At 65.4% G+C, this 26,385-nt stretch carries 22 protein-coding genes; 8 read left to right on the forward strand and 14 right to left on the reverse strand.

Features of this window, described 5'->3' with window-relative positions; all coding sequences use genetic code 11:
• Positions 1-202 precede the first annotated feature (202 nt).
• The 8 genes from ACQVBX_RS17920 to ACQVBX_RS17955 form a co-directional block, all read right to left on the reverse strand.
• Positions 203-1,156 (reverse strand): glycosyltransferase family 2 protein, encoded by a 954-nt coding sequence (locus ACQVBX_RS17920; RefSeq protein ID WP_431635821.1) that lies wholly within the window; start codon positions 1,154-1,156, stop codon positions 203-205.
• Positions 1,153-2,274 (reverse strand): DegT/DnrJ/EryC1/StrS family aminotransferase, encoded by a 1,122-nt coding sequence (locus tag ACQVBX_RS17925; protein ID WP_431635822.1) that lies wholly within the window; start codon positions 2,272-2,274, stop codon positions 1,153-1,155. The genes ACQVBX_RS17920 and ACQVBX_RS17925 overlap by 4 nt, the downstream gene beginning before the upstream one ends.
• The gene (locus tag ACQVBX_RS17930; protein ID WP_431635823.1) at positions 2,271-2,708 is read right to left on the reverse strand and encodes a GtrA family protein; all 438 of its coding nucleotides are present in this window, start codon (positions 2,706-2,708) and stop codon (positions 2,271-2,273) included. The genes ACQVBX_RS17925 and ACQVBX_RS17930 overlap by 4 nt, the downstream gene beginning before the upstream one ends.
• Positions 2,705-3,322 carry a NeuD/PglB/VioB family sugar acetyltransferase gene (locus ACQVBX_RS17935; protein WP_431635824.1) on the reverse strand — a complete coding sequence of 206 codons (618 nt, stop codon included), beginning with the start codon at positions 3,320-3,322 and terminating at the stop codon, positions 2,705-2,707. Before ACQVBX_RS17935 ends, ACQVBX_RS17930 begins: the two co-directional genes overlap by 4 nt.
• Positions 3,323-3,355: 33 nt before the next feature.
• Positions 3,356-4,297, reverse strand: a complete 942-nt coding sequence (locus ACQVBX_RS17940) for an electron transfer flavoprotein subunit alpha/FixB family protein (protein WP_431635825.1) — start codon at positions 4,295-4,297, stop codon at positions 3,356-3,358.
• Positions 4,298-4,411: 114 nt separating this feature from the next.
• Positions 4,412-5,158 carry an electron transfer flavoprotein subunit beta/FixA family protein gene (locus ACQVBX_RS17945; protein WP_431635826.1) on the reverse strand — a complete coding sequence of 249 codons (747 nt, stop codon included), beginning with the start codon at positions 5,156-5,158 and terminating at the stop codon, positions 4,412-4,414.
• Positions 5,159-5,260: 102 nt separating this feature from the next.
• Positions 5,261-7,342, reverse strand: coding sequence for a glycosyltransferase (locus ACQVBX_RS17950; protein WP_431635827.1), 2,082 nt, complete (start codon positions 7,340-7,342; stop codon positions 5,261-5,263).
• A 14-nt stretch (positions 7,343-7,356) separates the two neighbouring features.
• Positions 7,357-8,958, reverse strand: a complete 1,602-nt coding sequence (locus ACQVBX_RS17955; protein ID WP_431638227.1) for a 4Fe-4S dicluster domain-containing protein — start codon at positions 8,956-8,958, stop codon at positions 7,357-7,359.
• A 172-nt stretch (positions 8,959-9,130) separates the two neighbouring features.
• Here ACQVBX_RS17955 and ACQVBX_RS17960 point away from each other — a divergent pair, with 172 nt between their 5' ends.
• The 6 genes from ACQVBX_RS17960 (at position 9,131) to ACQVBX_RS17985 (ending at position 15,350) form a co-directional block, all read left to right on the forward strand.
• Positions 9,131-10,528 (forward strand): amidase, encoded by a 1,398-nt coding sequence (locus tag ACQVBX_RS17960; RefSeq protein WP_431635828.1) that lies wholly within the window; start codon positions 9,131-9,133, stop codon positions 10,526-10,528.
• Between the two features lie 10 nt (positions 10,529-10,538).
• Complete coding sequence (locus ACQVBX_RS17965; protein WP_431635829.1) at positions 10,539-11,135, forward strand: alpha-ketoglutarate-dependent dioxygenase AlkB family protein; 597 nt, start codon at positions 10,539-10,541, stop codon at positions 11,133-11,135.
• A gap of 274 nt (positions 11,136-11,409) precedes the next feature.
• Complete coding sequence (gcvT, locus tag ACQVBX_RS17970; RefSeq protein WP_431635830.1) at positions 11,410-12,510, forward strand: glycine cleavage system aminomethyltransferase GcvT; 1,101 nt, start codon at positions 11,410-11,412, stop codon at positions 12,508-12,510.
• A 93-nt stretch (positions 12,511-12,603) separates the two neighbouring features.
• Positions 12,604-12,999 carry a glycine cleavage system protein GcvH gene (gcvH, locus tag ACQVBX_RS17975; protein ID WP_431635831.1) on the forward strand — a complete coding sequence of 132 codons (396 nt, stop codon included), beginning with the start codon at positions 12,604-12,606 and terminating at the stop codon, positions 12,997-12,999.
• Positions 13,000-13,505: 506 nt separating this feature from the next.
• On the forward strand, positions 13,506-14,048 hold the full coding sequence (gene metJ / locus ACQVBX_RS17980) for a met regulon transcriptional regulator MetJ (RefSeq protein WP_431635832.1): 543 nt from the start codon (positions 13,506-13,508) through the stop codon (positions 14,046-14,048).
• 288 nt (positions 14,049-14,336) lie between these two features.
• Entirely contained in the window at positions 14,337-15,350 is a 1,014-nt protein-coding gene (locus ACQVBX_RS17985) for an energy transducer TonB (protein WP_431638228.1), read from the forward strand.
• 108 nt (positions 15,351-15,458) lie between these two features.
• Here the strand turns inward: ACQVBX_RS17985 and ACQVBX_RS17990 are convergent, their stop codons facing one another.
• Together ACQVBX_RS17990 and ACQVBX_RS17995 are read right to left on the reverse strand one after the other, a co-directional pair.
• On the reverse strand, positions 15,459-16,754 hold the full coding sequence (locus ACQVBX_RS17990) for a serine hydrolase domain-containing protein (protein WP_431635833.1): 1,296 nt from the start codon (positions 16,752-16,754) through the stop codon (positions 15,459-15,461).
• Positions 16,755-16,945: 191 nt separating this feature from the next.
• Positions 16,946-18,532, reverse strand: a complete 1,587-nt coding sequence (locus ACQVBX_RS17995) for a GMC family oxidoreductase (RefSeq protein WP_431635834.1) — start codon at positions 18,530-18,532, stop codon at positions 16,946-16,948.
• Between the two features lie 74 nt (positions 18,533-18,606).
• Here ACQVBX_RS17995 and ACQVBX_RS18000 point away from each other — a divergent pair, with 74 nt between their 5' ends.
• On the forward strand, positions 18,607-19,920 hold the full coding sequence (locus tag ACQVBX_RS18000) for an NTP/NDP exchange transporter (protein ID WP_431635835.1): 1,314 nt from the start codon (positions 18,607-18,609) through the stop codon (positions 19,918-19,920).
• 18 nt (positions 19,921-19,938) lie between these two features.
• On the opposite strand, the gene ACQVBX_RS18005 is transcribed toward ACQVBX_RS18000, so the two are convergent.
• The 3 genes from ACQVBX_RS18005 to mtgA all read right to left on the reverse strand — a co-directional run bounded on the left by ACQVBX_RS18005 (position 19,939) and on the right by mtgA (position 22,179).
• The gene (locus ACQVBX_RS18005; RefSeq protein ID WP_431635836.1) at positions 19,939-20,367 is read right to left on the reverse strand and encodes a CBS domain-containing protein; all 429 of its coding nucleotides are present in this window, start codon (positions 20,365-20,367) and stop codon (positions 19,939-19,941) included.
• Between the two features lie 86 nt (positions 20,368-20,453).
• Positions 20,454-21,383, reverse strand: a complete 930-nt coding sequence (locus tag ACQVBX_RS18010) for a glycosyltransferase family 2 protein (RefSeq protein WP_431635837.1) — start codon at positions 21,381-21,383, stop codon at positions 20,454-20,456.
• Between the two features lie 58 nt (positions 21,384-21,441).
• On the reverse strand, positions 21,442-22,179 hold the full coding sequence (mtgA, locus tag ACQVBX_RS18015) for a monofunctional biosynthetic peptidoglycan transglycosylase (protein ID WP_431635838.1): 738 nt from the start codon (positions 22,177-22,179) through the stop codon (positions 21,442-21,444).
• Positions 22,180-22,289: 110 nt separating this feature from the next.
• On the opposite strand from mtgA, the gene ACQVBX_RS18020 reads away from it, so the two are divergent.
• Complete coding sequence (locus ACQVBX_RS18020) at positions 22,290-23,189, forward strand: Hsp33 family molecular chaperone HslO (RefSeq protein ID WP_431635839.1); 900 nt, start codon at positions 22,290-22,292, stop codon at positions 23,187-23,189.
• 30 nt (positions 23,190-23,219) lie between these two features.
• Here the strand turns inward: ACQVBX_RS18020 and ACQVBX_RS18025 are convergent, their stop codons facing one another.
• The gene (locus ACQVBX_RS18025) at positions 23,220-26,147 is read right to left on the reverse strand and encodes a bifunctional diguanylate cyclase/phosphodiesterase (RefSeq protein WP_431635840.1); all 2,928 of its coding nucleotides are present in this window, start codon (positions 26,145-26,147) and stop codon (positions 23,220-23,222) included.
• Positions 26,148-26,385: the final 238 nt, after the last annotated feature.

A 26,385-nucleotide genomic window follows, 5' to 3' on the forward strand; every position in this document is an offset into this window, starting at 1 on the left:
ATAAGAGAGTAAATAGTCGAGATCGTCGCCGTAGAATACGTGCGGCCTCCACGGGAAGAATCGCCAAAAGGCTAAGGCGCACGTGGCAAATAGCAGAAGGGTTGCTGCGGCGATGATGTAATTTTTTGAGCGCACTTGCGTGTCTTGGTAGGTGAATCGAATTGATTGCGCGGCAGTAGGATGGTGCTGCAGCTCGAATCAATTAGCCGTCTTCTGCCTCCCCTTCGGTTACATCACCGGCATGCCGCACGACATATAGAGGCTTTCCTTTAATTTCATCAAGGATGCGCCATAGATATTCGCCGATAACTCCCAGCATAAACATGATCGCGCCCCCAACTAGTAGAATAGCTACCATTATCGGTGCCCAACCGAGAAACGGGGTGTTGCCGAAAGCCCAGGACACTATAATAACGATAGCGTACAGAACTCCCAAAATGGCACATGTGGCGCCGCAGAGAGACATCAGTCGGATGGGGAGGTACGAGCCATCTAGCAGGAAATCATAAAAGAGTTTCAATTTCTTGCTGAAGTTATATTGCGACTTCCCAATGGTCCTTTTTTTTCTGACGTAAGGAAGGAAAGTGCTTTCCAAGCCAGCCCAAAGGATGTCGCCCTGAAAAAAGCGATTGCGCCCTCGGTAACTGAGGAATAAGCCAAGGGCGCGGCGGCTCAGAAGGACAAAGTCGAACCCGCCGGCGGGAATATTGGGGTTTGATAGTCGCAATGCGCCATAAGCCAAGCGGGAAAATAGGCGTGCGCCCAGCGAATCCTCTCGATCCGACCGATAACCGACGACAACCTCCGAGCCCTTCTCCCAGGCTCGTGCCATGTCAATGGTCAATTCGACAGGGTCTTGCAAGTCTGCGGAAATATTTATGATGGCGTCGCCAGTTGCGGCTTCGTAGCCCGCAGTTATTGCAGCCAGCTGACCAAAATTACGAGTGAACGTAATCACTCTTACATTGGGAAAACTTTCCGCCGCTTGCTGCATTTCCCTGAGCGATCCATCTTTTGATCCATCGTTGACAAGGATGATTTCACAGGAGTGGTCGCCCATCGCTCCCCCACTAAAGAGGCTCTGGATGGCTTCGCACGTCAGGCGAATGGAGCCAGCGTTGTTATAGACCGGCACGACATAGCTGATAAGGCTCATGGAAGTTTGGCTCCATGCGCAGAAATCGCTCTCGCCAAGCTGCTGGCGACAAAATCGATCTGCTCCGCCGACAGGTCGAGGTGAAATGGAAGTCCGAGGATTCTTTCACCAAGGTCTTCGCTGACCCCGAGGGCGCCCGTGGACGGATAGCCCTTTAGGGCTGGATGTAGATGAGCAGGGGGGCAATACCAGCGCCTAGTTTCAATACCGTCTTCCTTTAAGATCTCGGCTACCTCAACAGCTCTGCTGCCAATTGGCAGGAGAACTGGCAGGATTGGGTATACTCCAGCGTCCGGCTTGACCTGGAATTCTATTTCCGGACAAGTGACAGCAAGCACCCGACGGTACTGTGAGAGAAGCGCTCGTCTGGCCAACTGGATCTGATCCCATTGGTCGTACATCGCAAGCCCGACGGCGCAATGGTACTCACTCATTTTCCCATTAGTGCCCAGATCGACCAGCAGGGCACGAGAGGTGTCTATACCAAAATTAGACAGACGCCGCATGGTAGCGATACGTTCTGCCGAAGGGGAGATCACCACGCCACCTTCTCCCGCGCCAAATGATTTGGTGCTATGGAAGCTGAATATGACGTCTGAGACCTTTCCCACTTTTTGATTGCCGTATGCGCCAGCTGCATCAATCAAAACGGGCTTCCCGTACCGAGCGCTCAGATCGTCCCAGCCTTCCACGTCCTGCGGATAGCCAAAGGTGCTAACGGGCATCACGGCGTCTACGTCGCCGATAAACGACTCAGCTAAGCCAGGTTCAAGTGCCCACGTATCTCTCGCGACATCGGCAAACACAGGCGTCATCCCTGCTCGAATGATCGCCGTCGCAGTCGCTACGAAGGTCAGCGAGGGCACTAATACCCTCGATCCAGGGGCGAGGCCGTGAGCGTGAAGGGCGAGTTCTAGTCCGATGGTGCAGTTCGCTACAGTGGTGACGTTGTCCTCATTGAGGTGGGGGGCAACGTCTGCAATCACCCGCTTTTCTAGCCGCTTGTTTAAGGGGCCGAAATTCGTGTAATGCTTATTGGAATCGATTTCCTGGAGATAGGGGACAATCTGATCCGCAGTAGGCATGCGGGGGACCAGGAGCGAGATCTTGTTTTTCATGGGTGTCCGGCAAAGGAATAGTGCTTGTGTGCGAGGTAGCTGGTGGCTGCCGAAATTACGAGAAAGAGAGCCTGGAGGAGGAGCGGATCTGCATGAGTTATGGATGCCGCTATCGGTAAGAATATGGAGTTGGCTATTACAACAGTGCTGTTCGCAAGCGTAAAGCGCATGAATTGCTTAAGCCACATTCCTCTGGCACGAAAAACAAAGAGGCGCTGCACCAGGAATGCCAAAGGCAAGGCTATTGCGTAAGAAACTACGATGGTTCCAAGGGCACCCAATTGTGTCCCGTAGAGGATGTGCACCCCCACAAAAATGAGATAGCCGGCAACCGTGTTCCATCCCCCAGCCAAAATAAAACGCACCTTCTCGGAGGCGAAGGCTTGGACGAAAAAGGCTAGCGCTTTTTGGGCTAGAGGGACAACGCGCATCATACAGATCGACTTTTTGCAGGATTTCCGACGAAGATGCCAGCGCGAGAAATTGAGGAGACGACCACGGCTCCCATTCCGATGACCGACTCAGCGGCAATCGAGAGTCCTTCCCTGAGAGACGCATTGGTTCCCATATACGTGCCGGTACCTATCTGGCACCGACCACTTATGTTGACAGCGGGCGCTGTCGTTACGAAGTCCTCCAGCGAGCAGTCATGCCCGACCGTAGTGGAAAGATTGAGCTGTACGTGCGCGCCGATTTGTATGTCGCAAGTGAGTATGCATCCGGCACAGATCACTACTCCGGTACCGATTTCTATCGAGCGCCCTTGCACCACCGTCGGGTGGATGATCGTCGGATACCGTGTTTCTGGTGGCAGCGAATCGCGAACGGCGCGGCGGGCCGCTGGATTGCCTAGCGCCAATACCAGTTCTGTCTTCGCAGGATCAAATTGGGATAGAGGAAGGACAGGGAGGCCGCTTACAGTGCGGTCCTTCCATATCTCGTCAGTCTCGAAAAACGAGGCGACTTTGTTGCCTAAGCCAGCGTGATCCAGGAGCGAAAGTACCTCGCGCCCGAAGCCGCCTGACCCGAAGATCCCTATCTTTCGCATTCGCTGCTCCTGCAGTTAGTTGAGTCCGCTGTTTCAGATTTGGGATTCGAGCTCCGGAAGGATCTTGAATAGGTCACCCACTAGGCCAATGTCAGCTACCTCGAAGATCGGCGCCTCGCCGTCCTTGTTGATCGCCACGATGGTGCCGGCGTCCTTGATGCCGGTGAGGTGCTGGATGGCGCCGGAGATGCCGATGGCCATGTAAAGCTCGGGGGCGATGATCTTGCCGGTTTGGCCCACCTGCATTTCGTTGGGGCAGTAGCCAGCGTCCACGGCAGCGCGCGAGGCGCCCACGGCAGCGCCGATCTTGTCGGCGAACTTGTAGATGATGTCGAAGTTTTCCTTCGAGCCGACGCCGCGTCCGCCGGATACGACCTTGTTGGCGCTCTGCAGGTCGGGGCGGTCGCTCTTGCCCTGCTGCAGTTCCACGAAGCGGGTATGCGAGGGCAGGGTGGCGTCGACGCTCAGTGCTTCGATTGGGGCGCCCTGGTTGCCCATGGCCGCGGCGGACCACGACGCCGTGCGGATGGTGGCAACGACGGTGTGATCCGGGTTCGCCTCCACGGTGACGATGGCGTTGCCGGCGTAGATCGGGCGCTTGAAGGAATGTGCACCTTCCACGCTCATCACGTCGCTGACCTGGGCCACGCCGAGCAGGGCGGCCACGCGCGGGGCGAGGTCCTTGCCGAAGGTGGTGGAGGGGGCGAACACGTGGCTGTAGCCGGCGGCGGCCTTGGCCACCTGCGGTGCCAGTACGGCAGCCAGCGCGTGGGCATTCTCGGGCCTGGCGACGGTAAGCACGCGGCTGACGCCTTCGATCTTGGCCGCCTCGGCGGCGATAGCATCGGCGCTGTCTGCGAGCACCAGCACGTCGATGGCTTCGGGTTTGACGGCGATTGCAGCGCTCACGGCGCGCGCGGTAGCCGGGTTGAGCTTGCCGTGCAGGTGCTCGGCGATGACGAGGATCTTGCTCATGGGTGTCTCCGGTGTTCCATGTAGGAGCCTGCTTGCGGGCGATGCTCTTCTCGCTTCGCTGTGGATCAGGAGCAACAGCATCGCCCGCGAGCGGGCTCCTACGGATGATGGGGTTTACAGCAGGCCTTTTTGCTTGAGCGCGGCGACCAGTTCGGCGGCGTCCTTCACCATCACGCCCTTGCTGCGCTTGGCTGGTGCCGCGTAATGCGTGGTCTTCAGGTGGTCGTGCGACTCGACGGCCAGTGAGTCGAATTCGATCGTGTCGATCGGCTTGGACTTGGCCTTCATGATGTCCGGCAGCTTGATGAAGCGCGGCTCGTTGAGGCGCAGGTCGGTGGTCACCACGGCGGGCAGCTCGGCTTCGATCACTTCCAGGCCGGCGTCGACTTCGCGCGTCACGGTGGCCTTGCCGTCGGCGATCTCCAGCTTGCTGGCGAAGGTGGCCTGCGGACGGTCCCACAGCGCGGCGAGCATCTGGCCGGTCTGGTTGGCGTCGTCGTCGATCGCCTGCTTGCCCATCAGCACCAGACCGGGCTGCTCCTTCTCCACCAGCTTGAGGAAGGTGCGCGCGGCGGTCAGCGGCTGAACGGCTTCGCTGGTGACCACGTGGATGGCGCGGTTCGCGCCCATGGCCAGGCCGTTGCGCAAGTGCGCGGTGAGGTCGGCCGGGCCGATACCCACCACCACGACCTCGTCGGCCACGCCTTTTTCGCGCAGGCGCAGGGCCTCTTCCAGGGCGATGTCATCGAACGGATTGGCGGAGAGCTTCACGCCGTCGGTCACCACGCCGGTGCCGTCGGGCTTCACCTGGATGCGGACGTTGTAGTCCACGACGCGCTTGTAGCCGACCAGAATCTTCATGGATATACCTCGGATGACGGGCGCCCTCACCGGAAGGCGCAAACGCTGAATGATACCAAACCCCTGCTTGGTGCTAGCTCTGCGATGCCTCGCGCGGGAGGCTCAATCGAACGCTCGTTCCAGCGCGGCGCGCGCCACGGAGAGGGAGAAATGGGAACGAACGTGCTCCGCTGAGGCAGCCGAAAGCCGCTCCCAGAGGGCCTGATCGTCGTTCAGCTTGATCACCTCGTCGGCGAACCTCGATGGCTCGTCTGCGAGCAAGGCATTGACGCCATGCTGCAGCCCCATGCCTTCGGCTGCCACGGAGGTGGCGACCACAGGCAACCCGTGGCTCATCGCGGTATTCACTTTGCCTTTCACACCGGCCCCGATGCGCAGCGGAGCCAGCGCAACGCGGCTGCCCTGCATCCAGGGTTCGAGATCGGGCACCCGGCCATGGATGACGACACCATCGCGAGTAAATTCCCGCCGCAGACGTTCGGATATGTCACCCACCAGATGCAGTACGAGTTCGGGGCGCCTTTCATGCAGAAGCGGCCAGATCTCGTCAATGAGCCAGCGGATCGCATCCTCATTGGGCGGATGCCCGCAACCACCGACGAAAACCAGTCCACTGCGCTCGCTAAATGATCGGCGGCTGCCCGGGACCTCGTGCATGTTGGGAAGCAGCAAAACTTTGGCGCCGGGTACGGCCTCAAGCAACAGCTTCTGTTCGACCGGACTCACCACCAAGGTGGCGTCGGCCCGCCGCACCAGGTTCAGCTCTCGACGTCGTGACGCCGCGGCCTGCCGTGAAAGCGCCGCACTGCCCAGATGCCTGGCTGTTCGCTCTTCCCTGACGAAGTGCAAGTCCTCGGTATCGAACAGCACCTTTGCATTCGGTACAAGGCGCCGGAACAGCGGTAGGTTGGTATCGGCCACGTAGTAACGACACAGCATGGCGGCGTCGAGGCTGGCGCCTTCGCGCTTGAGCCAGCGAGAGAGCGAAGGCGACTGCGGTTTGCAGAGTACCTCCACGCCGTGTCGTCCCAGCAGCGCTATCTCGTCCGGAGCCGCTTGCCGGTTGTCGGCCATGAAGGTGACGCGCCAGCCCATACTGCGCAGCAGCTTCATGATGTTGATTACCTGCACCGAGCCCGCGTCGCGCGTGGGGTCGGGAGTCAGCGCGTCGATAACTAATATGTGTTTGGCTTCGCGCTGAATTGCCCGCTCTACCGGCACGTCTGGGCGTGGCTGGCGCTGCAGTGCATCTCCCCATTTAGCCTTGAAGATTTCCAGATTGGTGCGCTGGTGCTGTTTCACACCGGCGAATGGATCGATGCCCGAGCTGATGCCCTCGTGGTGCACGATCATGCTGCGCGGCTCATAGATGACGCGGTGGCCGAGTGCGCGGACTGCGAACGCCAAGTCCATGTCCTCGCAGTAGGCCGGAGCGTAGCGCGCATCGAAGCGCCCAGCCTCGTCAAAAAGCGCCTTGCTGATCAGCAGCGAGGCGCCGGAGACGTAGTCGACGTCGCGCCGATACAGATAGCGCGGATCGTCTCGGCGATCGAAACGCCCTACGTTCCAGGCTTTGGCGTCCGAGTAGACCAAGCCTCCAGCCTCCTGGAGGCGTCCGTCAGGGTAGACCAGCCGGCTGCCGGTGATGCCGCAGCCGGGTTCTTCACGGTAGGTTTCCAGCAGGGCATCAAGCCAGCCGGGGGTCACCTGGGTATCGTTGTTGAGAAAAAACAGGAAAGCCCCCCTTGCATCAGCAGCTGCGCGGTTACAGCTGCCGATGAACCCAAGATTTTCCCGGTTGATCAGCAGGCGCAGCCCCTGCACGCGGGCGAGAATCTCGGCACTGCCGTCCGACGAGGCGTCGTCGACCACTAGCACCTCGATAGGAACGATGGGCGGATGCGCTGCAATCGAGCGCAGGCACGCCAGGGTCCAAGCCAGCTTGCCATGGACGGGGATGATCACAGTGGCTTCGGGCGAATCCGACGCCGGAACCGCAAACGGCGCGAAAGGAACATCGAGCGGGGCTAAGGAAAGGGAGTCATCCTGCGATGGCCGCGGTTGAAATTCGCGTGCCACGCGCGCCACCGTGCCGCGTAGCCCTCGCTGCGCCATGCTGCCGCGGATGCGCTGAAAGAGATAGCGCAACCTTTGGGCACGCCATTGCAGGGTGTCGAGGTACATGGAGCCGCCGTGGACTAGAGATTCTGATAATTCGGCCCCGAGCCACCTTCCGGCGTCACCCAGTTGATGATCTGGTAGGGGTCCTTGATGTCGCAGGTCTTGCAGTGCACGCAGTTGGCGGCGTTGATCTGCAGGCGCTTGCCCGCCTCGTCGTTGACGATCTCGTAGACGTTGGCGGGGCAAAAGCGGGTGCACGGGTTGCCGTACTCCTCGGCGCACTTCGTCACGCAGATCGAGGTATCTGCCACGTGCAGGTGGATCGGCTGGTCCTCGTCGTGCTCGGTGGCGGCAAAGTAGACACTGGCGAGGCGGTCGCGCGGCGGCAACTCGCGTTGCACGTAGTCGCGCTTCGGTTCTTCCTGCTCGCCGAGCTTGTGCAGCGATGACCAGTCGGCCTTGTTCTTCAGCGTCCACGGCGAGGCGCCGCCAGTGACGGTTTCCCAGGCGGCGTTGAGCATGCCGAACCACAGGCCCTTCTTGAAGGCGGGCTTGATGTTGCGCACCTTCTTCAGCTCGGCCATCACTTCCGAGCTGCGCAGCTTCGCGTCGAAGCCGGCGGGCTTGAGGTCGTTGGCGGCCAGGTGCTCGGCGGCAAGCATGCCGCTGCGGATCGCCTGATGCGTGCCCTTGATCTTGGGCACGTTGAGCAGACCAGCGGTGTCGCCGATCAGCAGCGCACCGGGCATCTCGGTCTTCGGCAACGACTGATAGCCGCCGGTGACGATGGCGCGCGCGCCGGCCGAGAGGATGGTGCCGCCCTCGAGCAGGGGCTTCATCATCGGGTGGTTCTTCCACTGCTGGAAGGCTTCCCACGGCTGGTAGTTCGGGTCGGTGTAATCCAGGCCGCTCACGTAGCCCAGTGCCACGCGGTCGCCGTCCAGGTGATAGAGGAAGCTGCCGCCGTAGGTGCGCGTGTCGGCCGGCCAGCCGAAGCTGTGCACGATCTTGCCCGGCGTGACGCGCCCGGCCGGCAGTTGCCACAGCTCCTTGATGCCGATGGAGTAGCCCTGGGGGTCGCTGTCCTTGTCCAGCGCAAAGCGCTTGATCAGCTGCTTGGTGAGGCTGCCGCGCGCGCCTTCGGCCAGCACGGTGACCTTGGCCTTGATGTCGATGCCCTGGGTGTAGCCGGCCTTGTGGGTGCCGTCCTTCGCCACGCCCATGTCGCCGATGCGCACGCCGGCGACCGAGCCGTCCTCGTTATAGAAGGTGTCGGCGGCGGCGAAGCCGGGGAACACATCCACGCCCAGCGCTTCGGCCTGCGGCGCCAGCCAGGCGCACATGGCGCCCAGCGAGACGATCACGTTGCCGTGGTTGTTCATGCCCGGCGGCACCGGCAGCTTGCGCCCGCCGGTCTTGCTGAGCAGCCAGAACTCGTCTTCCTTGGCGTCCACGCAGATCGGCGGCGGATTCTTTCGCCAGTCGGGCAGCAGCGCGTCGAGCGGACCGGTTTCGATCACCGCGCCGGAAAGGATCTGGGCGCCGATGGTCGAAGCCTTCTCGATCACACAAATAGATGTGTCGGGCTGGAGCTGCTTGAGGCGGATCGCGAAGGACAGCCCCGCGGGGCCGGCACCCACGACGATCACGTCGTATTCCATCGTCTCGCGTTCGCTCATCGCTGGCTCCATCGTCTCGTGCGGGCGCGCGGGCAGACCGTGCGCGCGGGTATCGATCAGGACGCGCATTGTCCGTTTTCGCGTGCCGCGCGGCAAACGTGCTGCGCCACCGCTTGCAATCGCTTCACGCCGGGCGGCGATAATCCCGGCACAGCACATACAGGGAGCCCGCATGAATTCGTTACCGCCGATCGCCGAACGGGACATGCGCCGCGCCACGCTGTGCCAGTTGCTGCACTGGCTGGCGGCCGATCGCGTGCAGCCGCAGGTACTGGCGGACGTGTATCTGGAGGCGATCGAGCGCATCGACCCGCAGCTCAACGCCTATGTCGACGTGCGCGGCAGTTTGCTGCAGGAGCAGGCGCGCACGGCCGGCAAGCGCCGACGCGACGGCGTGATGGGCCGGCTCGACGGCATTCCGATCGCGCTCAAGGACAACTTCGACGTGGCCGGCTGGCCGACCCGTGCCGGGTTGCCGGGGCGCGAAGCACCGGCCGAGGACGATGCGCACGTGGTCGCGCGTCTGCGTGCGTCCGGTGCCCTGCTCATCGGTAAGACCAACATGGACGAGGGCGCGCTCGGCGCGCTCACCGACAACCCGCATTTCGGCACCACCCACAATCCTTATCGCCACGGCTACAGCGCGGGCGGCTCGTCCGGTGGCGCAGCGGCGGCCGTGGCCGCAGGACTGGCCGTGGCGGCGGTGGGATCGGACAGCCTCGGCTCGATCCGCATCCCCGCCAGCTACTGCGGCGTGTATGCGCTCAAGCCCACGCACGGGGAAATTTCCGCGCGTGGTCTGGTGCCGGCGGCGCGTCGTCTGGATGCCGTGGGCCTGCTTGCGCGCGGCGTGGACGATCTCACCGTGCTGCTGCAGGTGCTGGCCGGCTACGACGCGGACGACGCGCGCTCGCGCCGCCGCCGCGTGGCATTCGACCTGCCGGATTGGGAGCCGGGCCGCCTGCGTGCCGGCCTGCTCCCCGATCTCGGCGCGGTGGGTGTGTCGCCCAAGGTGCGGGCGGTGTTCGATGCCGCCATGGAAAAGCTGCCGCGCGAACTGGGCGAGCGGCGCACAGTGGATTTCAGCGACTGGGATTTCGCCCGCACGCGGCGCGCCGGCTTGCTGCTGATGGAGGCGGAGATGCTGGGCACCTTCGCCGCCGACCTGGCGAATACCGACAAGCCGGTGTCGCCGCGCTTCCGCCAGATGCTCGACTATGCGGCGCGCAAATCCGCCGGCGATTACGCCAACGCCGATCGCGTGCTCGACGCCGCCACGCTGAAGATGCGGCGCCTGTTTTCGCAGGTGGACGTGCTGGTGTTGCCCACGACGCCGCAGGGCGCTTTTCCGCTCGACGGCCCGGCGCCGGATTCGATCGCCGACCTCACCAGCTTTGCCAGCCTCGCCGGCTGCCCGGCGGTGAGCATCCCGATGGGCACGCTGCCCGATGGCCTGCCGATCGGGCTGCAGCTGGTCGGCGCGCGTGGTTCGGACCTGCGTCTGCTGGAACTGGCCAGCGTGGTTGCCGCCACGCTCGATGCTGAGCCGGTGTATCCGGCGATCGCCTGAGTCGACGGTGATGGGCGACGGTGCGTGGCAGGCGTTGCCGTTGCCGGGCGCAGACTTGGCCATCATCGAAGGCTGGCTGGCACCGGCGGAAGCCGATGCGCTGCTCGCCAAGCTGCTGACGGCGATCCCCTGGGAAAATCACCGCATCCGCATGTTCGGTCGCGAGGTGGCGTCGCCGCGGCTGAGCTGCTGGATTGGCGACCCTGGCGCCAGCTATGTCTACTCGCGCACGCGCTTCGAACCGCAACCCTGGCCGGCCGCGCTGGCCGACCTGCGCACACGCGTGGAGCGCGCCTGCGACGCGCCATTCAACAGCGTGCTGGCCAATCTCTACCGCAGTGGCAGCGACGCGATGGGCTGGCACAGCGACGACGAGCCGGAGCTGGGCGCTCGCCCGGTAATCGCCTCGTTGAGCCTGGGCGAAACACGACGCTTTCTGCTGCGCGCACGCGCCGGCGACACCCGCACCCACGAGCTGCAATTGGCGCGTGGCAGCCTGCTGCGTATGGGTGGCGACACCCAGCGCCACTACCGCCATGCACTACCGCGGATGGCGCGCGTCAGCGCGCCGCGCCTCAATCTGACGTTCCGGCACATCCTGCGGTAGGGGCGTGTCCTGCGCGCGACAGGTCATCGGCCGGGTGCCCGCATCTGTCGCTCACAGGGTGAGCTCCTAGCCGGACGAGCCGTTGCAGGAGCGCGCCCTGTGCGCGACACGTCTTCGGTTGGATGTCGCATCCCGGCTGAGCAGTTGTGGGAGCGCACCCTGTGCGCGACCGGCCCGCACCGCGAGACCACTCGCCCATCCCCGAAGAGAAACGCTGCGTTGCTCGCCGTACCGGAGGGCGGCGATAATCACCCCTTTCCCCAGGCGCACTCCCATGACTGCGAAGACCGTACTCAACGACACCCATCGCGCGCTCGGCGCCCGCATGGTCGACTTCGGCGGCTGGGACATGCCGATCAGCTACGGCTCGCAGATTGAGGAGCACCACGCGGTGCGCCGCGACGCCGGCATGTTCGACGTCTCGCACATGACGGTGATCGACCTGCACGGCCCGCGCACCCGCGACTTCCTGCGCCACCTGCTGGCCAACAGCGTCGACAAGCTCAAGGTGAGCGGCAAGGCGCTGTACTCGTGCATGCTCAACGAGCGCGGCGGCGTGATCGACGACCTGATCGTCTACTTCTTCGACGACGCGCATTACCGCCTGGTGGTGAATGCGGCGACCCGGGACAAAGACCTGGCCTGGATCGAGGCGCAGGCGAAGGCCTTCGACGTCGTGGTGAAAGAGCGCCCCGAGTTCGCGATGATCGCGGTGCAGGGGCCGAATGCGCGCGCCAAGGTCATCGGGCTGCTGCACGAAGGCGATCGTCCGCGCATCGAGAAGCTGGGCAAGTTCGCCGCGGCGGCCGCGCAGGGGCCGCACGGTATGCCGCTGTTCGTCGCGCGCACCGGCTACACCGGCGAAGACGGCTTCGAGATCATCGTGCCGGAGGAACATGCCGTGGCGCTGTGGCAGGCGCTGGCCGACGCGGGCGTGAAGCCGTGCGGCCTCGGTGCGCGCGACACGTTGCGGCTGGAAGCGGGCATGAACCTGTACGGCCAGGACATGGACGAGGATGTCTCGCCGTGGGAGGCCAACCTCGGCTGGACCATCGCGCTGGACGAGGGCCGCGACTTCATCGGTCGCGCCGCGCTGGAGCAACAGAAGGCCGAAGGCGTGAAGCGTGTGATGGTCGGCCTGGTGCTCGACGACAAGGGCGTGCTTCGCCACGGCCAGAAGGTGCTCACCGCGCGCGGTGAGGGGGAGATCCTCTCGGGCAGTTTCTCGCCGACGCTGGAAAAGGCGGTGGCCTTCGCGCGTATCCCAGCCGGTGAGCCCGGCGACGTCCGCGTGGACATCCGCGGACGCGAGCTACCGGTGCGCCTGGTGAAGTACCCGTTCGTGCGCGACGGCAAGCCCTGCGACGGCATCTGAATTCTTCCCGCCGATCCGACATCGGCGGCAACGGATGGACGCGCTAGAATCGCCGCGTCCACCTCCTACCCACTGCAACGACTGGACCCCATCATGAGCGAGATTCCCGGCGATCTGAAATTCCTCAAATCCCACGAATGGGCCCGCGTCGAGGACGACGGCCTGATCCGCGTGGGCATTTCCGACCATGCGCAGGCTGCGCTTGGCGACCTGGTGTACGTGGAGCTGCCCGAGATCGGTGCCAGCGTGCAGGCCGGCAACGGCGTGGCCGTGGTCGAATCGGTGAAGGCGGCATCGGACATCTATGCGCCGGTCTCCGGCGAGATCGTGGCGGTCAACGAAGCGCTCGCCGACAAGCCGGAGATGATCAACGAGGATGCCTTCGGCAACGGCTGGATCTTCGTGGTGCGCGCCAGCGATCGTGCCGAGCTCGACGAGCTGCTCGACGCCGATGCGTACGCCGAGCAGATCGAAAACGAAGATCACTGAGCGATCGATTGCCTCGGTGATGGACGACGGCCGCGCATGCGGCCGTCGTCGTTTTTGCTCCACGCACTCGTCGCGTGATCGGTTGATTTCGATGCCGCCGGGGAGGGGGTGTGCTACCCGTCGGGTGCGTCAGGCAAAAATATTTTTTCTTTTTGCAGGCGGCTCGGTCGTCTTCCATTCATGCATTTCTGGAGGGCGTCGTAGGGTGTCGCCAAGCATTTGGTGTGAGAGGAAAATTTTCGCAGTCGATCGATGACTTGCGAACGTGGAAGCGGGAAACCGTTGTGGGGCGCGGCTTCCCGGGTTCTTGTGACATTACATGATTTATTTGTATGGACGTCTAGACGTCCATATCTGTCGGTCGGCGATTTTCCCAAACCCCTTGCGTGGCGAGGCTTCCGGGCCGGCTGGGGCGGGATTTTGGGCGGTCTGCGAACGCCGAAAATCAATTGACAGCCGAAATCTTCAGGAATAGCTTTCGCATCAGATTCTGGGGAACAGGTGTTATGGCAGCAGTGAAGTTCGTCAAGCCTTATGTCGACCACGGTGAGAAGGCCGGCGCGGTACGCAAGATCACCGTCTCGATTCCACTGCATGTCCTGCGGCTTCTTTCTGATCTGCGCACCCACCGCCAGGTGAACAATCTTAGGCACGCCACCAACAGCGATTTGCTGGTCGAGGCGTTCCTTCACGCTTTTACTGGGCAACCACTGCCAACTGATGAGGAGCTGAGACGAACCATGGCCACTGCCAAGAAAACCGCTGCAAAGAAACCGGCCGCCAAGAAGGCCGCCAAGAAGTCCACCGTGAAGAAGGTTGCCGCCAAGAAGCCGGTGGCGAAGAAGCCGGCTGCCAAGAAGGCCGCCGTGAAGAAGGTTGCCAAGAAGGCTGTCGCCAAGAAGCCGGCCGCTGCCAAGAAGGCTGCGGTGAAGAAGGTCGCCGTCAAGAAGGTTGCTGCGAAGAAGGCCGCGCCGAAGAAGGCTGCCGCCAAGAAGGCTGCTCCGGCCAAGGTGGTCAAGGCCACCAAGACCGCCAAGACCAAGAAGTAAGTACACCTATAACAAGAAAGTTTTGTTCGGATTTGTTTCCCCGCGGTGCCCAGCGCGGGGAGACCCTTCGAAAGCGATTCGTCCCGGCCCTCGTGCCGGGACGCTTCGTTTTGGGGGACGCAAAATCTAAGGTCGTTCCTGCGCGGTGCGGGCTGCAACGTGTTTGCCGTCATCCCGCAATGCGGTTACCTTTCGCACATCCGCGCCGCGACTGACCTGGGGAAGGCGTCGCTCCTGGATTTACGGGGGGAAAAAGCGCGGGTATCTGATGCCACTCAGCGAGAGATCATGGATACCCGAATCACACTCGAGGCGCGCCGAGGCGCGCGCGGAGCCGTCCGGCCCGTCACACTGGTCGCCATTGCCGTCATCGTCGTGCTGGCGATCGCTTCCTGGTTTCTGATCATCCAGCCGCACGAGGAGATCGTGCTGTCCGATGCCGGTGGGCATCCCTCGACGCCGGTCACGCCAGGCACCGTGGCGCCGCCGCCGCCGGCCAATGTCGAAGCCATGGGCACCGACCAGCTGCTGGCGGAGGCACGCAAGGCGATGAACGACCAGCGCTATCTGGCGCCGGCCGGCAACAACGCCTTCGAGTTCTATTTCAAGGTGCTCGAGCGCGAGCCGGGCAACCCGGTGGCGACCGACGCCCTGCGCGAGACCTTCCCGTTTGCAGCGAGCGCCGCCGAGCAGGCGATCAATGCGCGCAACTTCAACGAGGCGCAGCGCGAGATCGACCTGCTGGCCAAGGCCGATCCGGCCAATTTCACGCTGACCATCCTGCGCTCCAAGCTCGACGCGCAGCGCAAGCTGCTCGACAAGGAGCAGCAACAGGCGTTGGATCAGGAGCGTCAACAGCAACTGGCCGCGCAGAAGGCCGCCGAGGAAAAGGCCGCGGCCGACAAGGCAGCCGAGGAGCAGCAGACGGCGGCAACCAAGAAGCCGGCAGCGCCTGCCGGCAACGCGGTCGCCAGCCAGCCGACGGAGACCCCGACGACGCCGGCACCGGTGAAGGCGGCTCCCGCCTCGACGCCGGCGGTGCTGGTGCGCAGCGTCAACCCGCGCTATCCGACGCCGGCGCAGCGCTCGCGCACCGAGGGCTTCGTCGTGGTGAGCTTCACGGTCACCGCGGAAGGTCGCACCTCGAACGTCAAGGTGGTCGACGCCCAGCCGCGGCACGTGTTCGAGCGCGCCGCTACCGACGCCGTCGAACGCTGGGAGTTCAAGCCGGCCACCCGCGACGGGCAGCCGGTGGACAGCACGCTGACCAACCGCATCAACTTCACGCTCGGTCAGCCCTGAGCGACCTGGGCAGAAACGAAAACGGCCAGCGATATCGCTGGCCGTTTTCGTTTACACGGTGAAGCGCCGACGCCGACGCCGATAGCGAGCCGCGCCGGGGGCGCGACATCAGCGGTGGCGGATCCGCTTCGCGCGCGGGCGTTTCCGCACCGGCTTGCCCACGGGCTTGGGCGGACTCTCCAGACCGGCCCAGTCCACGTGCGGCAGTGCAAGCAGGCGATCGAACATCATCGGCATCAGGCCGGAAGGCGTGGCGCCGGCCGAGTTCCACATCGTGACGATGCCGGTGTGGTACTTGGGCAGGAAGCCGATCATGGTGCGGTAACCCTCCACCGCGCCGGCGTGGAAGATCATCGTCTCGCCGCCGTAGGTGAACACGCGCCAGCCCAGCCCGTAATGCGCCGCGGTGATGCGTGCGCGCCGCCAGGGTGTGGAGTGCATCTCGATCGGCGTGGAAATCCCCGGGGCGTGCAGCACGGCAAGCAGCTCGGCGGGCAGCACGTCCGGCCGACCGCCCATCTGCGCGATCAGCCACTGCTCCATGTCGCGCAGGCTGGCGTTGACGCCGGCCGCCGGGGCGACCCGGTAGTACGCCTCGTTGGGTTCGAACGGTCGCCACTGGCCGTGGCCCATGGCGCGATGGGGGTGCGCCCAGCTCGGGCTCGCCTCCAGCGCTGCGCGGCCGTAGCTGGCCGTTTTCATGCCCAGCGGATAGAACAGGCGCTTGTCCACGAGGCGGTAGAAGAAGTCGCCGGTCTTGGCGTAGATCACGTCGCCGATCAGGCTGAAGGCGACGTTCTGGTAGCCGTAGCACTGCCCGGGGCCGCACGTCATGTCGACCTCGTCGAGCTTGCGCACCAGCTCCTCGTAGGGCACGTCGTCCTCGAGCATGTTGTCGTAGGTGTTGCGCGGCAGCCCCGCGCGCTGACCGAGGATGTCGCCGACGGTCACCTTCTCAGCCGCCTGCATGTCCTTGAGCTTGAAGAACGGCAGCACGTCGACCAGGCGCGTATCCCAGCTCAGCTTGCCGTCGCGCACCAGCAGCGAAGTGAGGCCGGTGGCGAAGGCCTTGGACAGGGAGGCCAGCCGGAACACCGTCTGCGGCTTGATCGGCTCCTTGGTCGCCGCATCGGCATAGCCCAGGGTGTACTCGAAGGCAACCTTGTCGTTCACCACCACCGCCGTGGCCAGGCCGGCGACCGATCGGCGCCGCGCGAGTTCGTCGAGCCAGTGGCGGTAGTCGGCCAGCGCCTCCTTCACCCGCGCCGGCGGCAACTGTGCCGATGGTGTGTTGGACACCACCGGGGTCGGTGTTGCCTGATGGGCGGAGGCGTGGCCGAAAGCTGCGGCGGCCGGGAGGACGAGGGCGCTGGCGAGCGCGAGGGACAATGGACGGAACGGCATGCTGCTCTGGGAATGCGTTCGGCGTGAAGCAGCCGAAGAATGGGGGATTACCGGCACGCCGGTCATGCTTCTGATCGGCCGATTGTGGTCGACTTCGCCCGCGGCGACAACGAGGCGAACATGCTGCGGTACGGCAATCGGGGCGTCGCGCTCAGACCACGTTCGGCCCTATCGGTTCCGCGCGCGGAGGATCAGCCAGGCAGGCCCTGCAGCCATGCGCTGGCCCGCTCGGCGATCATGATCGTGGGTGCGTTGGTATTGCCGGTGGGCAGGCTGGGCATGACCGAAGCATCGATCACCCGCAGCCCCTCGATACCGCGCACCCGCAGCTCGCTGTCCACCACGGCCTCGGCATCCTCCCCCATCCGGCAGGTGCCGACGGGGTGATAGATCGACTCTGCCTTGCGTCGGATGAAGCCCTCGAAGTCGGCGTCGCTGCGCAGCTCGCTTTCCGGGAACACCGGTTTGCCACGGTACGGGTCGAACGCGCGCTGGGCGAGAATCTCGCGCGACAGCTTCGCGGCCTCGATCATGCGGGCCAGGTCATGGCCTTCGCCATCGCCGAGATAATTGGCGTGAATGGCGATGGGCTGGCCCGGATCGGCCGACTGCAGATGCAGCCGGCCGCGGCTGCGTGGGTGCAGATAGCACGCATGCAGCGTGTAGCCGTCGCCCGGCAGGCGGTGGCGGCCGTGGTCGTCGAGCAGCGCGGGCACGAAGTGGAACTGCAGGTCGCAGCGCTCGTCCGTCGCCAGCCGGCTGCGCACGAAGCCGCCCGCCTCGGCGATGTTCGACGTGCCCGGCCCTTGCCGTTGGCTGAGGTAGCGCCATCCCGCGCTGATCTCGCTCAGGTGGTCGTAGGTAATCGGCTGGGTGCTGCCGACCAGGGTGCAGATGTCCAGATGGTCCTGCAGGTTGGCGCCGACCCCGGGCAGGTCGAGCGCGACGTCGATACCCTGGGCGCGCAGCGTGTCGGCCGGGCCGATGCCCGAGAGCATCAGCAACTGCGGCGAGTTGATCGCGCCGGCCGCCAGCAGCACCTGGCCCGCTTCGATGCGCTCGCTGCCATGCCCGCGACGCAACTGCACGCCGACGGCGCGCTCGCCCTCGATCAACACCTTTTCGACCAGCACGCCGGTGCGCACGTGCAGGTTGGGCCGATGGCGAACTGGCCGGAGGAAGCCGGCCGCAGTGGAGCAGCGCGCGCCGTCGCGCTGGGTCACCTGGTACAGCCCGAAGCCCTCCTGCGAGGCGCCATTGAAATCGCGGTTGCCGACGAAGCCGGCGTCGGCAGCCGCCTCGATCAGCGCGTCCGAGAGGACGTTGTGGTATCGCAGGTCGGACACGCCGAGCGGGCCGCCGGTCCCGTGGAAGGCGTCGACGCCCCGGCTGTTGTCCTCGCTGTGCACGAACCAGGGCAGCACGTGCTCCCAGCGCCAGCGCGCGTCGCCGGTAGCTGCCGCCCAGCGGTCGTAGTCGCCGGCCACGCCGCGGATGTAGCACATCGCATTGATCGAGCTGGAGCCACCCAGCGTCTTGCCGCGCGGCCACCACAGGCGTCGGCCGAGCAACTGCGGCTCGGGCTCGGTGTCGTAGTTCCAGTTCACGCTGCGCACCTTCACCAGCCGGGCCAGCCCAGCGGGCATGTGGATCAGCGGATTCCAGTCACGCGGGCCGGCCTCCAGCAGCAGCACGCGCGCGTTCGGATTCGCACTCAGCCGGTTGGCCAGCACGCAACCGGCCGAACCGGCACCCGCGATGACGTAGTCGTAGTTCATCCCCGTCCCCCGGCACCGGAAGGCGCCCGTACGGTGCATGCTAGTCTTTGCCGGACCCCCGCTGGAACTCCCCGGTGACTCCACTCCCCCAGGCCGTCGCGAGCGAGCGTCGTGCCGCCGCCCTGTCCGCTGCGGCGTTCTTTTTCGTACTGACCTCGTACTACATCATGCGGCCGGTACGCGATCAGCTGAGCGGCGCGGTGGGCTCGTCGCAGCTGCCGTTGTTCTACCTCGGCACGTTCATTGCCATGGTGGTGCTGACTCCGGTATTCGGCGCGATGGTGGCGCGCTTTCCCCGCCGCCGCCTGCTCGGCTGGAGCTACTGCTTCTTCATCGCCTGCCTGATTGCCTTCGTGCCTGCTTTCCTGGCGCAGGAGCGCATCGGCGCGCGCGAACTGGGTGTGGTGTTCTTCGTCTGGGTCAGCGTGTTCAACCTGTTCGTGGTGTCGCTGTTCTGGAGCTTCATGGCGGACATCTTCGACAGCGCGCAGGCGCGGCGGACATTCCCGCTGATCGCGTTGGGCGGCATGGCCGGCGCCGTATTCGGGCCGATGGTGACCAGCCTGCTGGTCGGGCTGCTGGGCGTAGCGCCGCTGCTGGTGGTGTCGGCGCTGATGCTCGCTGCGGCGCTGGTGCTGTTGCTACGTCTGTCCACGCACGATGCCGCCGGACGCCCGTCGCGCAACGAGGAGGCCATCGGCGGTTCGCTGTGGGCGGGCGTGCTTGAGCTGTGGTCGCGGCCGTTCCTGCGCTACATGGCGATCCTCATGTTGCTGGGCGATGGCATCGGTACGCTCGCCTACGCGCTGGTGGCCGACTACGCCAAGTCTCATCTGGCCACCAGCGAACTGCGCACCGCGTTCTATGCCCATCTGGATCTGGCGGTGAACGGGCTCGGCGCGCTGCTGCAACTGACGGCGACGCGCTGGCTGCTCACGCGCTGGGGCGCCGGCTGGGGGCTGGTGCTGCCGGCACTGGTGAATGTGGTGCTGCTGGCGGTGGTGATGATCGGTGGCCAAGGCAGCCTGGCGCTGGCCGGCGCCACGGTGCCCCTGGTGGCGATGATGCTGGCGGTGAGCCGCGGCTTTGCCTACGGCATGACCAAGCCCGCCAGCGACGCGCTGTATACGCGTGTGCCGCGCGAGACGCGATACAAAAGCAAGAACTTCATTGAGACCACGGTCTGGCGCTTTGGCGATCTGGTGGTCACCAGCGGTGTCAGCGTGCTGGGCACGGCGGGCATTGGCGTGGGCGGCATGGCGCTGATCGGTGTGATGGTGTCGACCGTGGCGACTTGGGTGGCGCGCCGCGCCGGGCAGTCGCCGGATCTGTTGCCCGATGTTCCCGCCGCCGTGCCGGACGAACCCGTCGACCCGCACGCTCGCTAGAAAACAGCGCGATCGCGCTCAGCTGGTGATGTACCGCTGCAGCTGCTCGATCTGCTCGGCCTGCTCGTCGATCACGGCCTTCACCAGGTCGCCGATCGAGATCACACCCACCACGGCGTTGCCTTCGACCACCGGCAGGTGGCGGATACGGCTGTGCGTGCACAGGCGCATGCATTCGAGTACTTCGGTGTCCGGCCCCACGGTGACGGGCGGCGCGCTCATGATCTCGGACACCGGGGTCCCCCCGGACGACCTGCCCTGCAGGATCACCTTGCGCGCGTAGTCCCGCTCCGAGACGATGCCCACCAGCTGCTCGCCACGCATCACCAGCAGCGCGCCGATCCGGCGCTCGGCCATCAGGCGGATGGCTTCCAGCACGGCCGTGTCGGGCGCGACCGCATGCACGGCGTTGCCCTTGATCTCGAGCAGATGCTTGACCTGATTCATGACCGCCTCCCGCGCGTGGACCCTGCAACGAGTCTAGCGCCGTGGCCGGTCGGGCGGTGTTGCCGCAGTGTGAACCGTGGTGCCGGTCACGAACCGTTGCGGCGGCGCTCGGCAATGAAATACAGCGGCCGCTGCTTGCTCTCGGCGTAGTTACGGCCCAGGTATTCGCCGATCACGCCCAGTGCCAGCAACTGCACGCCGCCGAGGAACAGGATCACTACCATCAGCGTGGGATAGCCGCGCACCGGGTCACCCCACAAAAGCGCCTTGGCCATCACCCACAGGCCGTAGACGAAGGCGAACGCCGCCGCGCCCAGCCCCACCCAGGTGGCCAGCCGCAGCGGCGCGGTGGAGAACGAGGTGATGCCCTCGACCGCCAGCTGGCTCAGCCGCCAGTAATTCCATTTCGTGTCGCCGGCGAAGCGCGGATCGCGTTCGTAGCGGATCGAGGTCTGCCGATAGCCAATCCAGGCGAACAACCCCTTCATGAAGCGCTGGCGCTCGCGCAGCTGGCCCAAGGCATCGAGCGCGCGGCGCGACAGCAGGCGGAAATCGCCGGTGTCGCGCGGCAGCGGAGTGTCCGACAGCCGCTCCATCACCCGGTAGAACGCCGCGGCGGTGAAGCGCTTGAGCGCACTCTCGCCGGCGCGGGCGCTGCGCGTGGCATAGACCACGTCGTAGCCCGCCTGCCACGGCTCAATCAGCGCGGGGATCAGCTCGGGCGGGTCCTGCAGGTCCGCATCGATCACCACGGCCGCGCCTTCGCTCACCGCGTCGAGCCCGGCGGTGAGGGCCGCCTCCTTGCCGAAATTGCGCGACAGCCGCAGGCCGGCCACGCGCGCGTCGGTGCAGTGGCGGACGATCCGCTCCCAGGTGTCGTCCTGGCTGCCGTCGTCCACGTACAGCACGTGGGTGTCGACGGCGAGGCCGTCGACCACGGCTAGCAGTCGCGCGTGGAAATCGTCCAGGACGCTCGCTTCGTTATAGGCGGGAACGACGATGGTCAGCTGGGGCATGGGGTATGACCGTGACGTGGACGAAAGCCTGCTGATGAGGGTGACGGGCGGAGCGCCTTCATCGACGACCGGTGCCGGCCGGCGGCGTGTCGCTTTCCAGATAGGGCGGGCCGCCGAGTCGCGCCATCTGGCGCTGGATCCAGTCCGCGCGGCGCAGCACGTAGGCGCTTGGCCGGTCCGCATGCATCCGCCGCGGGCTGGGCAGCACGGCGGCCAGTCGCGCCGCCTGGGCCGGGCCGAGCCGAGCCGGCGGCACGTGGAAGTAGGCATCGCTGGCAGCGCCCACGCCGTAGATGCCATCGCCGAGCTCGGCGATGTTCATGTACACCTCCAGGATGCGCTGCTTCGGCCAGGTGATTTCCAGCAACACCGTGAAGTACGCCTCCAGTCCCTTGCGCACGAAGCTGCGGCCGTTCCACAGGAACAGGTTCTTCGCCGTCTGCTGGCTGATCGTGCTGGCGCCGCGCAGGCGCTTGCCCTCGTCGGCGGCGTCCAGCGCGTCCTGGATCTGGTCGAAGTCGAAGCCGTGGTGAAACGGAAATTTCTGATCCTCGCCGGCCACCATCGCCAGCGGCACCCACGGCGACACCTGCGACCACGGCACCCAGCGATGGTGCAGCTGGAAATCCTTCTCGCCATGCACCCAGGCACCGAGCTGGCGTTCCATCATCACCGCCGAGGTCCATGGCGGCACGAACCGCAGCACCAGCACGAACAGCCAGCTCAGAGCGATCCAGCTCAGGGCGAGCAGGCCGATCCAGCGCAGCAGGCGGGACAGTCGAAAGCGTGGGTGCATGGCCAGGCGGCGAGCGGCAGAATCGCCAGTATAAGGGCGCCCGGCGATACCGTTGTGAGGCGCGAGCAACGCCCCCACATCGCGGGGTTGAACCGATTGCGAGGCTGCCTGTGGAAACCACCCTGGTCGAAGACGTATTGCACCGATTCCTGCTCGAGCGCGCCGGCGTGCGCGGCGTGCTGGTGCGCCTGGGCGCGGCGTGGCGCGAGGTGGCCGGTCGCGCCGACTACCCGCCGGCGCTGCGCGACCTGCTGGGCCAGTCGCTGGCCGCCAGCGCCTTGCTGACGGGCAACATCAAGCTCGACGGGGCGCTGTCGATCGAGCTCAAGAGTGCCGACGCGCTGCGCCTGCTGTTCACCGAATGCACCGATCGCGGTCGTCTGCGCGGCCTGGCGCGCTGGGCCGATCCGCTACCCGAGCCGCTCGCGCTGTCCTCCCTCGCCGGCGCGGTGATGGCCATCACCATCGGCCAGGCCGAGCGGGGCCAGCGCTACCAGGGCCTGGTCGACCTGCAGCATGCCGAGCTCGCACCGTCACTGGAGAATTACTTCGCCCAGTCCGAGCAATTGCCGGCGCGGATCCTGCTGGCCGCCGACGGCGAGCACGCGGTCGGCCTGATGTTGCAGCAGCTGCCGGGCGAAGGCGGTCACGACGCAGTGAATGACGACGATGCCTGGACGCGCATCGAACACCTCACCGCCACGCTGGGCGCGGCCGAGATGCTCGCGACGGCCCCCGAGCAGCTGCTGTTCCGGCTGTACCACGAAGAGGAAGTGCGGCTGTTCGAACCGCGCCCGCTGGCGTTCGGCTGCAGCTGCACGCGCGAGCGCGTCTCGGCGATGCTGCGTGCGCTGGGGCGTGAAGAGGTGGAGGCCGCTTTGGCCGCCCGCGATGGCGAGATCGAGGTGATCTGCGAGTTCTGCGCGCAGCGCTACACCTTCGATCCGATCGACGCGGAGCACCTGCTGCGCGACGCCGGCAGCGCCGACGCGCCCACGACCGCGCAGTAAGCCAGCGTGGCATGCGGCCGGCCGATCGGGTTATCCGATCGCCGGTAGCAGGTGCGTGGGAGCGTTCGGGCCCAGCCACTCGCTGGCGGGTCGGGCGGTGGAGAACAGGAAGCCCTGCGCGTAGCGCGTGCCAATGCGCAGCAGCGCCTGGCGCTGGTAATCCTCCTCGATACCCTCGGCAATCACCTGCATCTGCAGCGAGTCGGCGAGCACCTGGATACCGCGCACCACCGCCAGGCCCTGGTTGGCATCCAGCTGGGCCAGGTCCGAGGGCAGCTCGGTGATGAAGGAGCGGTCGATCTTCAGCGTCTGGATCGGGTACTGGTGCAGGTAGCTCAGCGAGGAGTAGCCGGTGCCGAAGTCGTCCAGCGAGATCATGATGCCGCGCTGGCGCAGGTTCTCCAGCATGCGCTTCACCTGCGGCGGATTCTCCAGCAGCGCACGCTCGGTCACCTCGATGCGGATGGCCTGCGCTGCCACGCCGTGGCGCTCCATGGCGGCGAGCAGTCGCTCGTCCAGGTCCGGCAGCCGGAAATGCCGGCCGGAAACGTTGATGCTGACGAAACCCTCGCCGCGCGTGAGCGCCGTGGTCTGGGCGAACACCTGCTCGAAGATCTGCCAGTCGATGGATTCCGAGCAGCCGCTTTCCTCGGCCACGATCAGGAAGTCGCCAGGCGTGAGCACACCGCGCTCGGGGTGGTTCCAGCGCAGCAGCGCCTCGAAGCCGACGATGCGGCCGTCCTCGATCGCCACCACCGGCTGGTAATACGGCACGAACTCGCTGCGTGACAGCGCGCGGCGCAGGTCACCTTCCATCTCCAGCAGCGACAGCGCCTCGTGGCGCAGCCGGTCGTCGAACAGCGCGGCGCGGTGGCGGCCATCGTCCTTGGCGCTGTACATCGCCGCGTCCGCGTCGCGCAGCAGTTCTTCCGGCTGCTGGTAGTGCATCGAGGGCAGGGCGATACCGATCGAGGCGGAGGTGAAGATCTCCTTGATGCCGAGGCGGAACGGCACCTGCAGCTCGGCAATGATGCGCTCGGCGATCTGCAGCGGCATGTCGCCATCGGAGATGCCATCGAGCAGCACCGCAAATTCGTCGCCGCCCAGGCGCGCCACCAGGTCACGCGTCTTCAGGCAGGCGCGGATACGCCCGCCGACCTGGAACAGCAGGTCGTCGCCGACCAGGTGGCCGACCGAATCGTTGATGACCTTGAAGCGGTCCAGGTCGATGAACAGCACCGCGAAAAGTCGCTGCGGATCGGCCTTGTACTGGGCCAGCGCATGGTCGAGGCGCTGCAGCAGCAGGGTGCGGTTGGGCAGCCCGGTGAGCGAATCGTGCAGGGTCTCGTACTTCAGCCGGCGCTCGACGCGCTCGCGCTCGGCGATCTGCTCGCGCAGGTCGCGATTGGCCAGCGCCAGCGCGCGGGTGCGCTCGTCCACCCGGCGCTCCAGGCTGGCATAGGCCTGCTTGAGCGACTCGTTGGTGTGCTTGCGCTGCAGCGCGTTGGCGATGTGATAGCTGACGAAGGTGAGCAGTTCCTGGTCCCGCGCCGTATAGGTGTGCTCGGGCGTGTAGCTCTGCACCGCCAGCACGCCCATCACCCGCTCGTTCCACACCAGCGGTACGCCCAGCCAGCACACCGAGCGCGCGCCGAACTGGTTGATCTCGCCCAGCGCGACCAGCCGGTCGATCTCCGCCGGATCGGCCAGCAGCGGCTTGCCATGGCGCAGCACGTATTCGGTGGCGCCGCGGCCGTGGCTGCGCGGCGGGCGCACGCTGTCCACCTCGTCCACGGAATAGGGGAAGGTGATCTGCTTGCCGTCGTCGTCAAGCAGCGCGATGTAGAAATTGCGCGCGTAGATCAGCCCGCTGATGATGCGATGCACCGCCGCGTAGAAGCCTTCCAGGCTCTCCGGTGCGCTGGCCATTTCGGCGATGCGGAACAGCGCCGCCTGCAGGCGTTCCCCGCGCTGACGCTGCAGCACCTGCTGGCGCAACACGCGATTGGCCTCGCGCAGCGCGGCGGTGCGGTCAGTGACGCGGCGCTCCAGCTCGGCATGTGCCGCGCGCCGTTCCAGCGCCGTTTGCACGTGCTGGGCCACGTAGCTGAGCAGTTCGCGGTCGTTCTGGGTGTAGCGCGTGTCGTCGCGATAGCTCTGCATCACGATGCCGCCGACCACGCGCCCCTCGCGCAGCAGCGGCACGCCGAGCCAGTGCTCGCAGTTGGGGCCGATCGGCACCAGCCGCCCCTGCAGCAGCTGCGACACCTCGTCGATCGAGCCCATGATCGGCTGCCCGGCCTTGAGCAGGTTCCAGGTGAGGCTGTACTCGATGTCCTTCAGCGGCACGCTCTCGTCGGGCGGCGGCGGCTCGGCATCCATCGTGTCCACGTAATACGGGAAGCGCACGCTGTCGGTGGCTTCGTCGTAGAGCACGATGTAGAAGTTCTCGGCGTACATCAGGCTGCCCACGATGCCGTGCAGCGCACGCATCATGTCGGGCATGTTGTGGTCGGCACCGGCCTGTTCGGCAATTGCGTAAAGCGCCCGCTGCAGGCGCTCGGCCAGCGCCAGGCGCGAGATCGCCTCGTACAGCCGCGCCGTTTCCGCCAACTGGCGCAGGCGCGAGGTAATGATGCGCCCCAGCCAGGCCAGCTCGACCTCCACCGGCGCGGGCATCGGCGGGATCGGACATTCCAGGGTGAGGGTGCGCAGGCCCTGCGGGTCGTCAGCCAGGTCGAGCTGGCGCAGCCCGGGGTCGGGCGTCCACACATCGCCATGCAGGCGCCAGCGCAGGCGGCCGGGAATGTTCAGACCGGCCAGCAGGCGCTCGCAGATGTCCATCACGCCGGCCGCGTCGGCGGCGGCAAAAAGCTGCTCGATGGCGCCGTGCAGCGCGAGGGGCCGGAGGCCGCTTCGATCGGCTCCGGGCGCGCTCTGGGTGGACGCAAAGCTCATCGAAATGGGTGAACCCGGCATGAAGAAACAACAGGCGGCCTTTATATCTCGCCAGCGGCCCTTTGTCGCCGGCCGTGGGCCGTTCCGGGCGGCGGGAACCCGGTCCCCTGGCGGGCAGTCCAAGCGGCGCCCTGGCCGCGGATTTTGTGCGCCAGGACGGCTTTGCAGGCTGTTAGTAAAACGTAAAGCGAGCTATACTCCCGCCACGTTCCATCCACCGGATAGCCCTTTCGCCGCC

This window comes from Dyella thailandensis, from assembly GCF_050749815.1.
Lineage (GTDB): Bacteria > Pseudomonadota > Gammaproteobacteria > Xanthomonadales > Rhodanobacteraceae > Dyella_A.

Coding starts and splice junctions, on each gene's coding strand:
- metJ (WP_431635832.1), top strand. CDS start 13,506: ATGGCAGCAGTGAAGTTCGTCAAGCCTTATGTCGACCACGGTGAGAAG.
- ACQVBX_RS17935 (WP_431635824.1), bottom strand. CDS start 3,322: ATGCGAAAGATAGGGATCTTCGGGTCAGGCGGCTTCGGGCGCGAGGTA.
- gcvT (WP_431635830.1), top strand. CDS start 11,410: ATGACTGCGAAGACCGTACTCAACGACACCCATCGCGCGCTCGGCGCC.
- ACQVBX_RS17940 (WP_431635825.1), bottom strand. CDS start 4,297: ATGAGCAAGATCCTCGTCATCGCCGAGCACCTGCACGGCAAGCTCAAC.
- ACQVBX_RS18025 (WP_431635840.1), bottom strand. CDS start 26,147: ATGAGCTTTGCGTCCACCCAGAGCGCGCCCGGAGCCGATCGAAGCGGC.
- ACQVBX_RS17960 (WP_431635828.1), top strand. CDS start 9,131: ATGAATTCGTTACCGCCGATCGCCGAACGGGACATGCGCCGCGCCACG.
- ACQVBX_RS18010 (WP_431635837.1), bottom strand. CDS start 21,383: ATGCCCCAGCTGACCATCGTCGTTCCCGCCTATAACGAAGCGAGCGTC.
- ACQVBX_RS17995 (WP_431635834.1), bottom strand. CDS start 18,532: ATGAACTACGACTACGTCATCGCGGGTGCCGGTTCGGCCGGTTGCGTG.
- ACQVBX_RS17945 (WP_431635826.1), bottom strand. CDS start 5,158: ATGAAGATTCTGGTCGGCTACAAGCGCGTCGTGGACTACAACGTCCGC.
- ACQVBX_RS17920 (WP_431635821.1), bottom strand. CDS start 1,156: ATGAGCCTTATCAGCTATGTCGTGCCGGTCTATAACAACGCTGGCTCC.
- ACQVBX_RS18005 (WP_431635836.1), bottom strand. CDS start 20,367: ATGAATCAGGTCAAGCATCTGCTCGAGATCAAGGGCAACGCCGTGCAT.
- ACQVBX_RS17990 (WP_431635833.1), bottom strand. CDS start 16,754: ATGCCGTTCCGTCCATTGTCCCTCGCGCTCGCCAGCGCCCTCGTCCTC.
- ACQVBX_RS17965 (WP_431635829.1), top strand. CDS start 10,539: ATGGGCGACGGTGCGTGGCAGGCGTTGCCGTTGCCGGGCGCAGACTTG.
- ACQVBX_RS17925 (WP_431635822.1), bottom strand. CDS start 2,274: ATGAAAAACAAGATCTCGCTCCTGGTCCCCCGCATGCCTACTGCGGAT.
- ACQVBX_RS17930 (WP_431635823.1), bottom strand. CDS start 2,708: ATGATGCGCGTTGTCCCTCTAGCCCAAAAAGCGCTAGCCTTTTTCGTC.
- ACQVBX_RS17955 (WP_431638227.1), bottom strand. CDS start 8,958: ATGAGCGAACGCGAGACGATGGAATACGACGTGATCGTCGTGGGTGCC.
- ACQVBX_RS17985 (WP_431638228.1), top strand. CDS start 14,337: ATGGATACCCGAATCACACTCGAGGCGCGCCGAGGCGCGCGCGGAGCC.
- gcvH (WP_431635831.1), top strand. CDS start 12,604: ATGAGCGAGATTCCCGGCGATCTGAAATTCCTCAAATCCCACGAATGG.
- mtgA (WP_431635838.1), bottom strand. CDS start 22,179: ATGCACCCACGCTTTCGACTGTCCCGCCTGCTGCGCTGGATCGGCCTG.
- ACQVBX_RS17950 (WP_431635827.1), bottom strand. CDS start 7,342: ATGTACCTCGACACCCTGCAATGGCGTGCCCAAAGGTTGCGCTATCTC.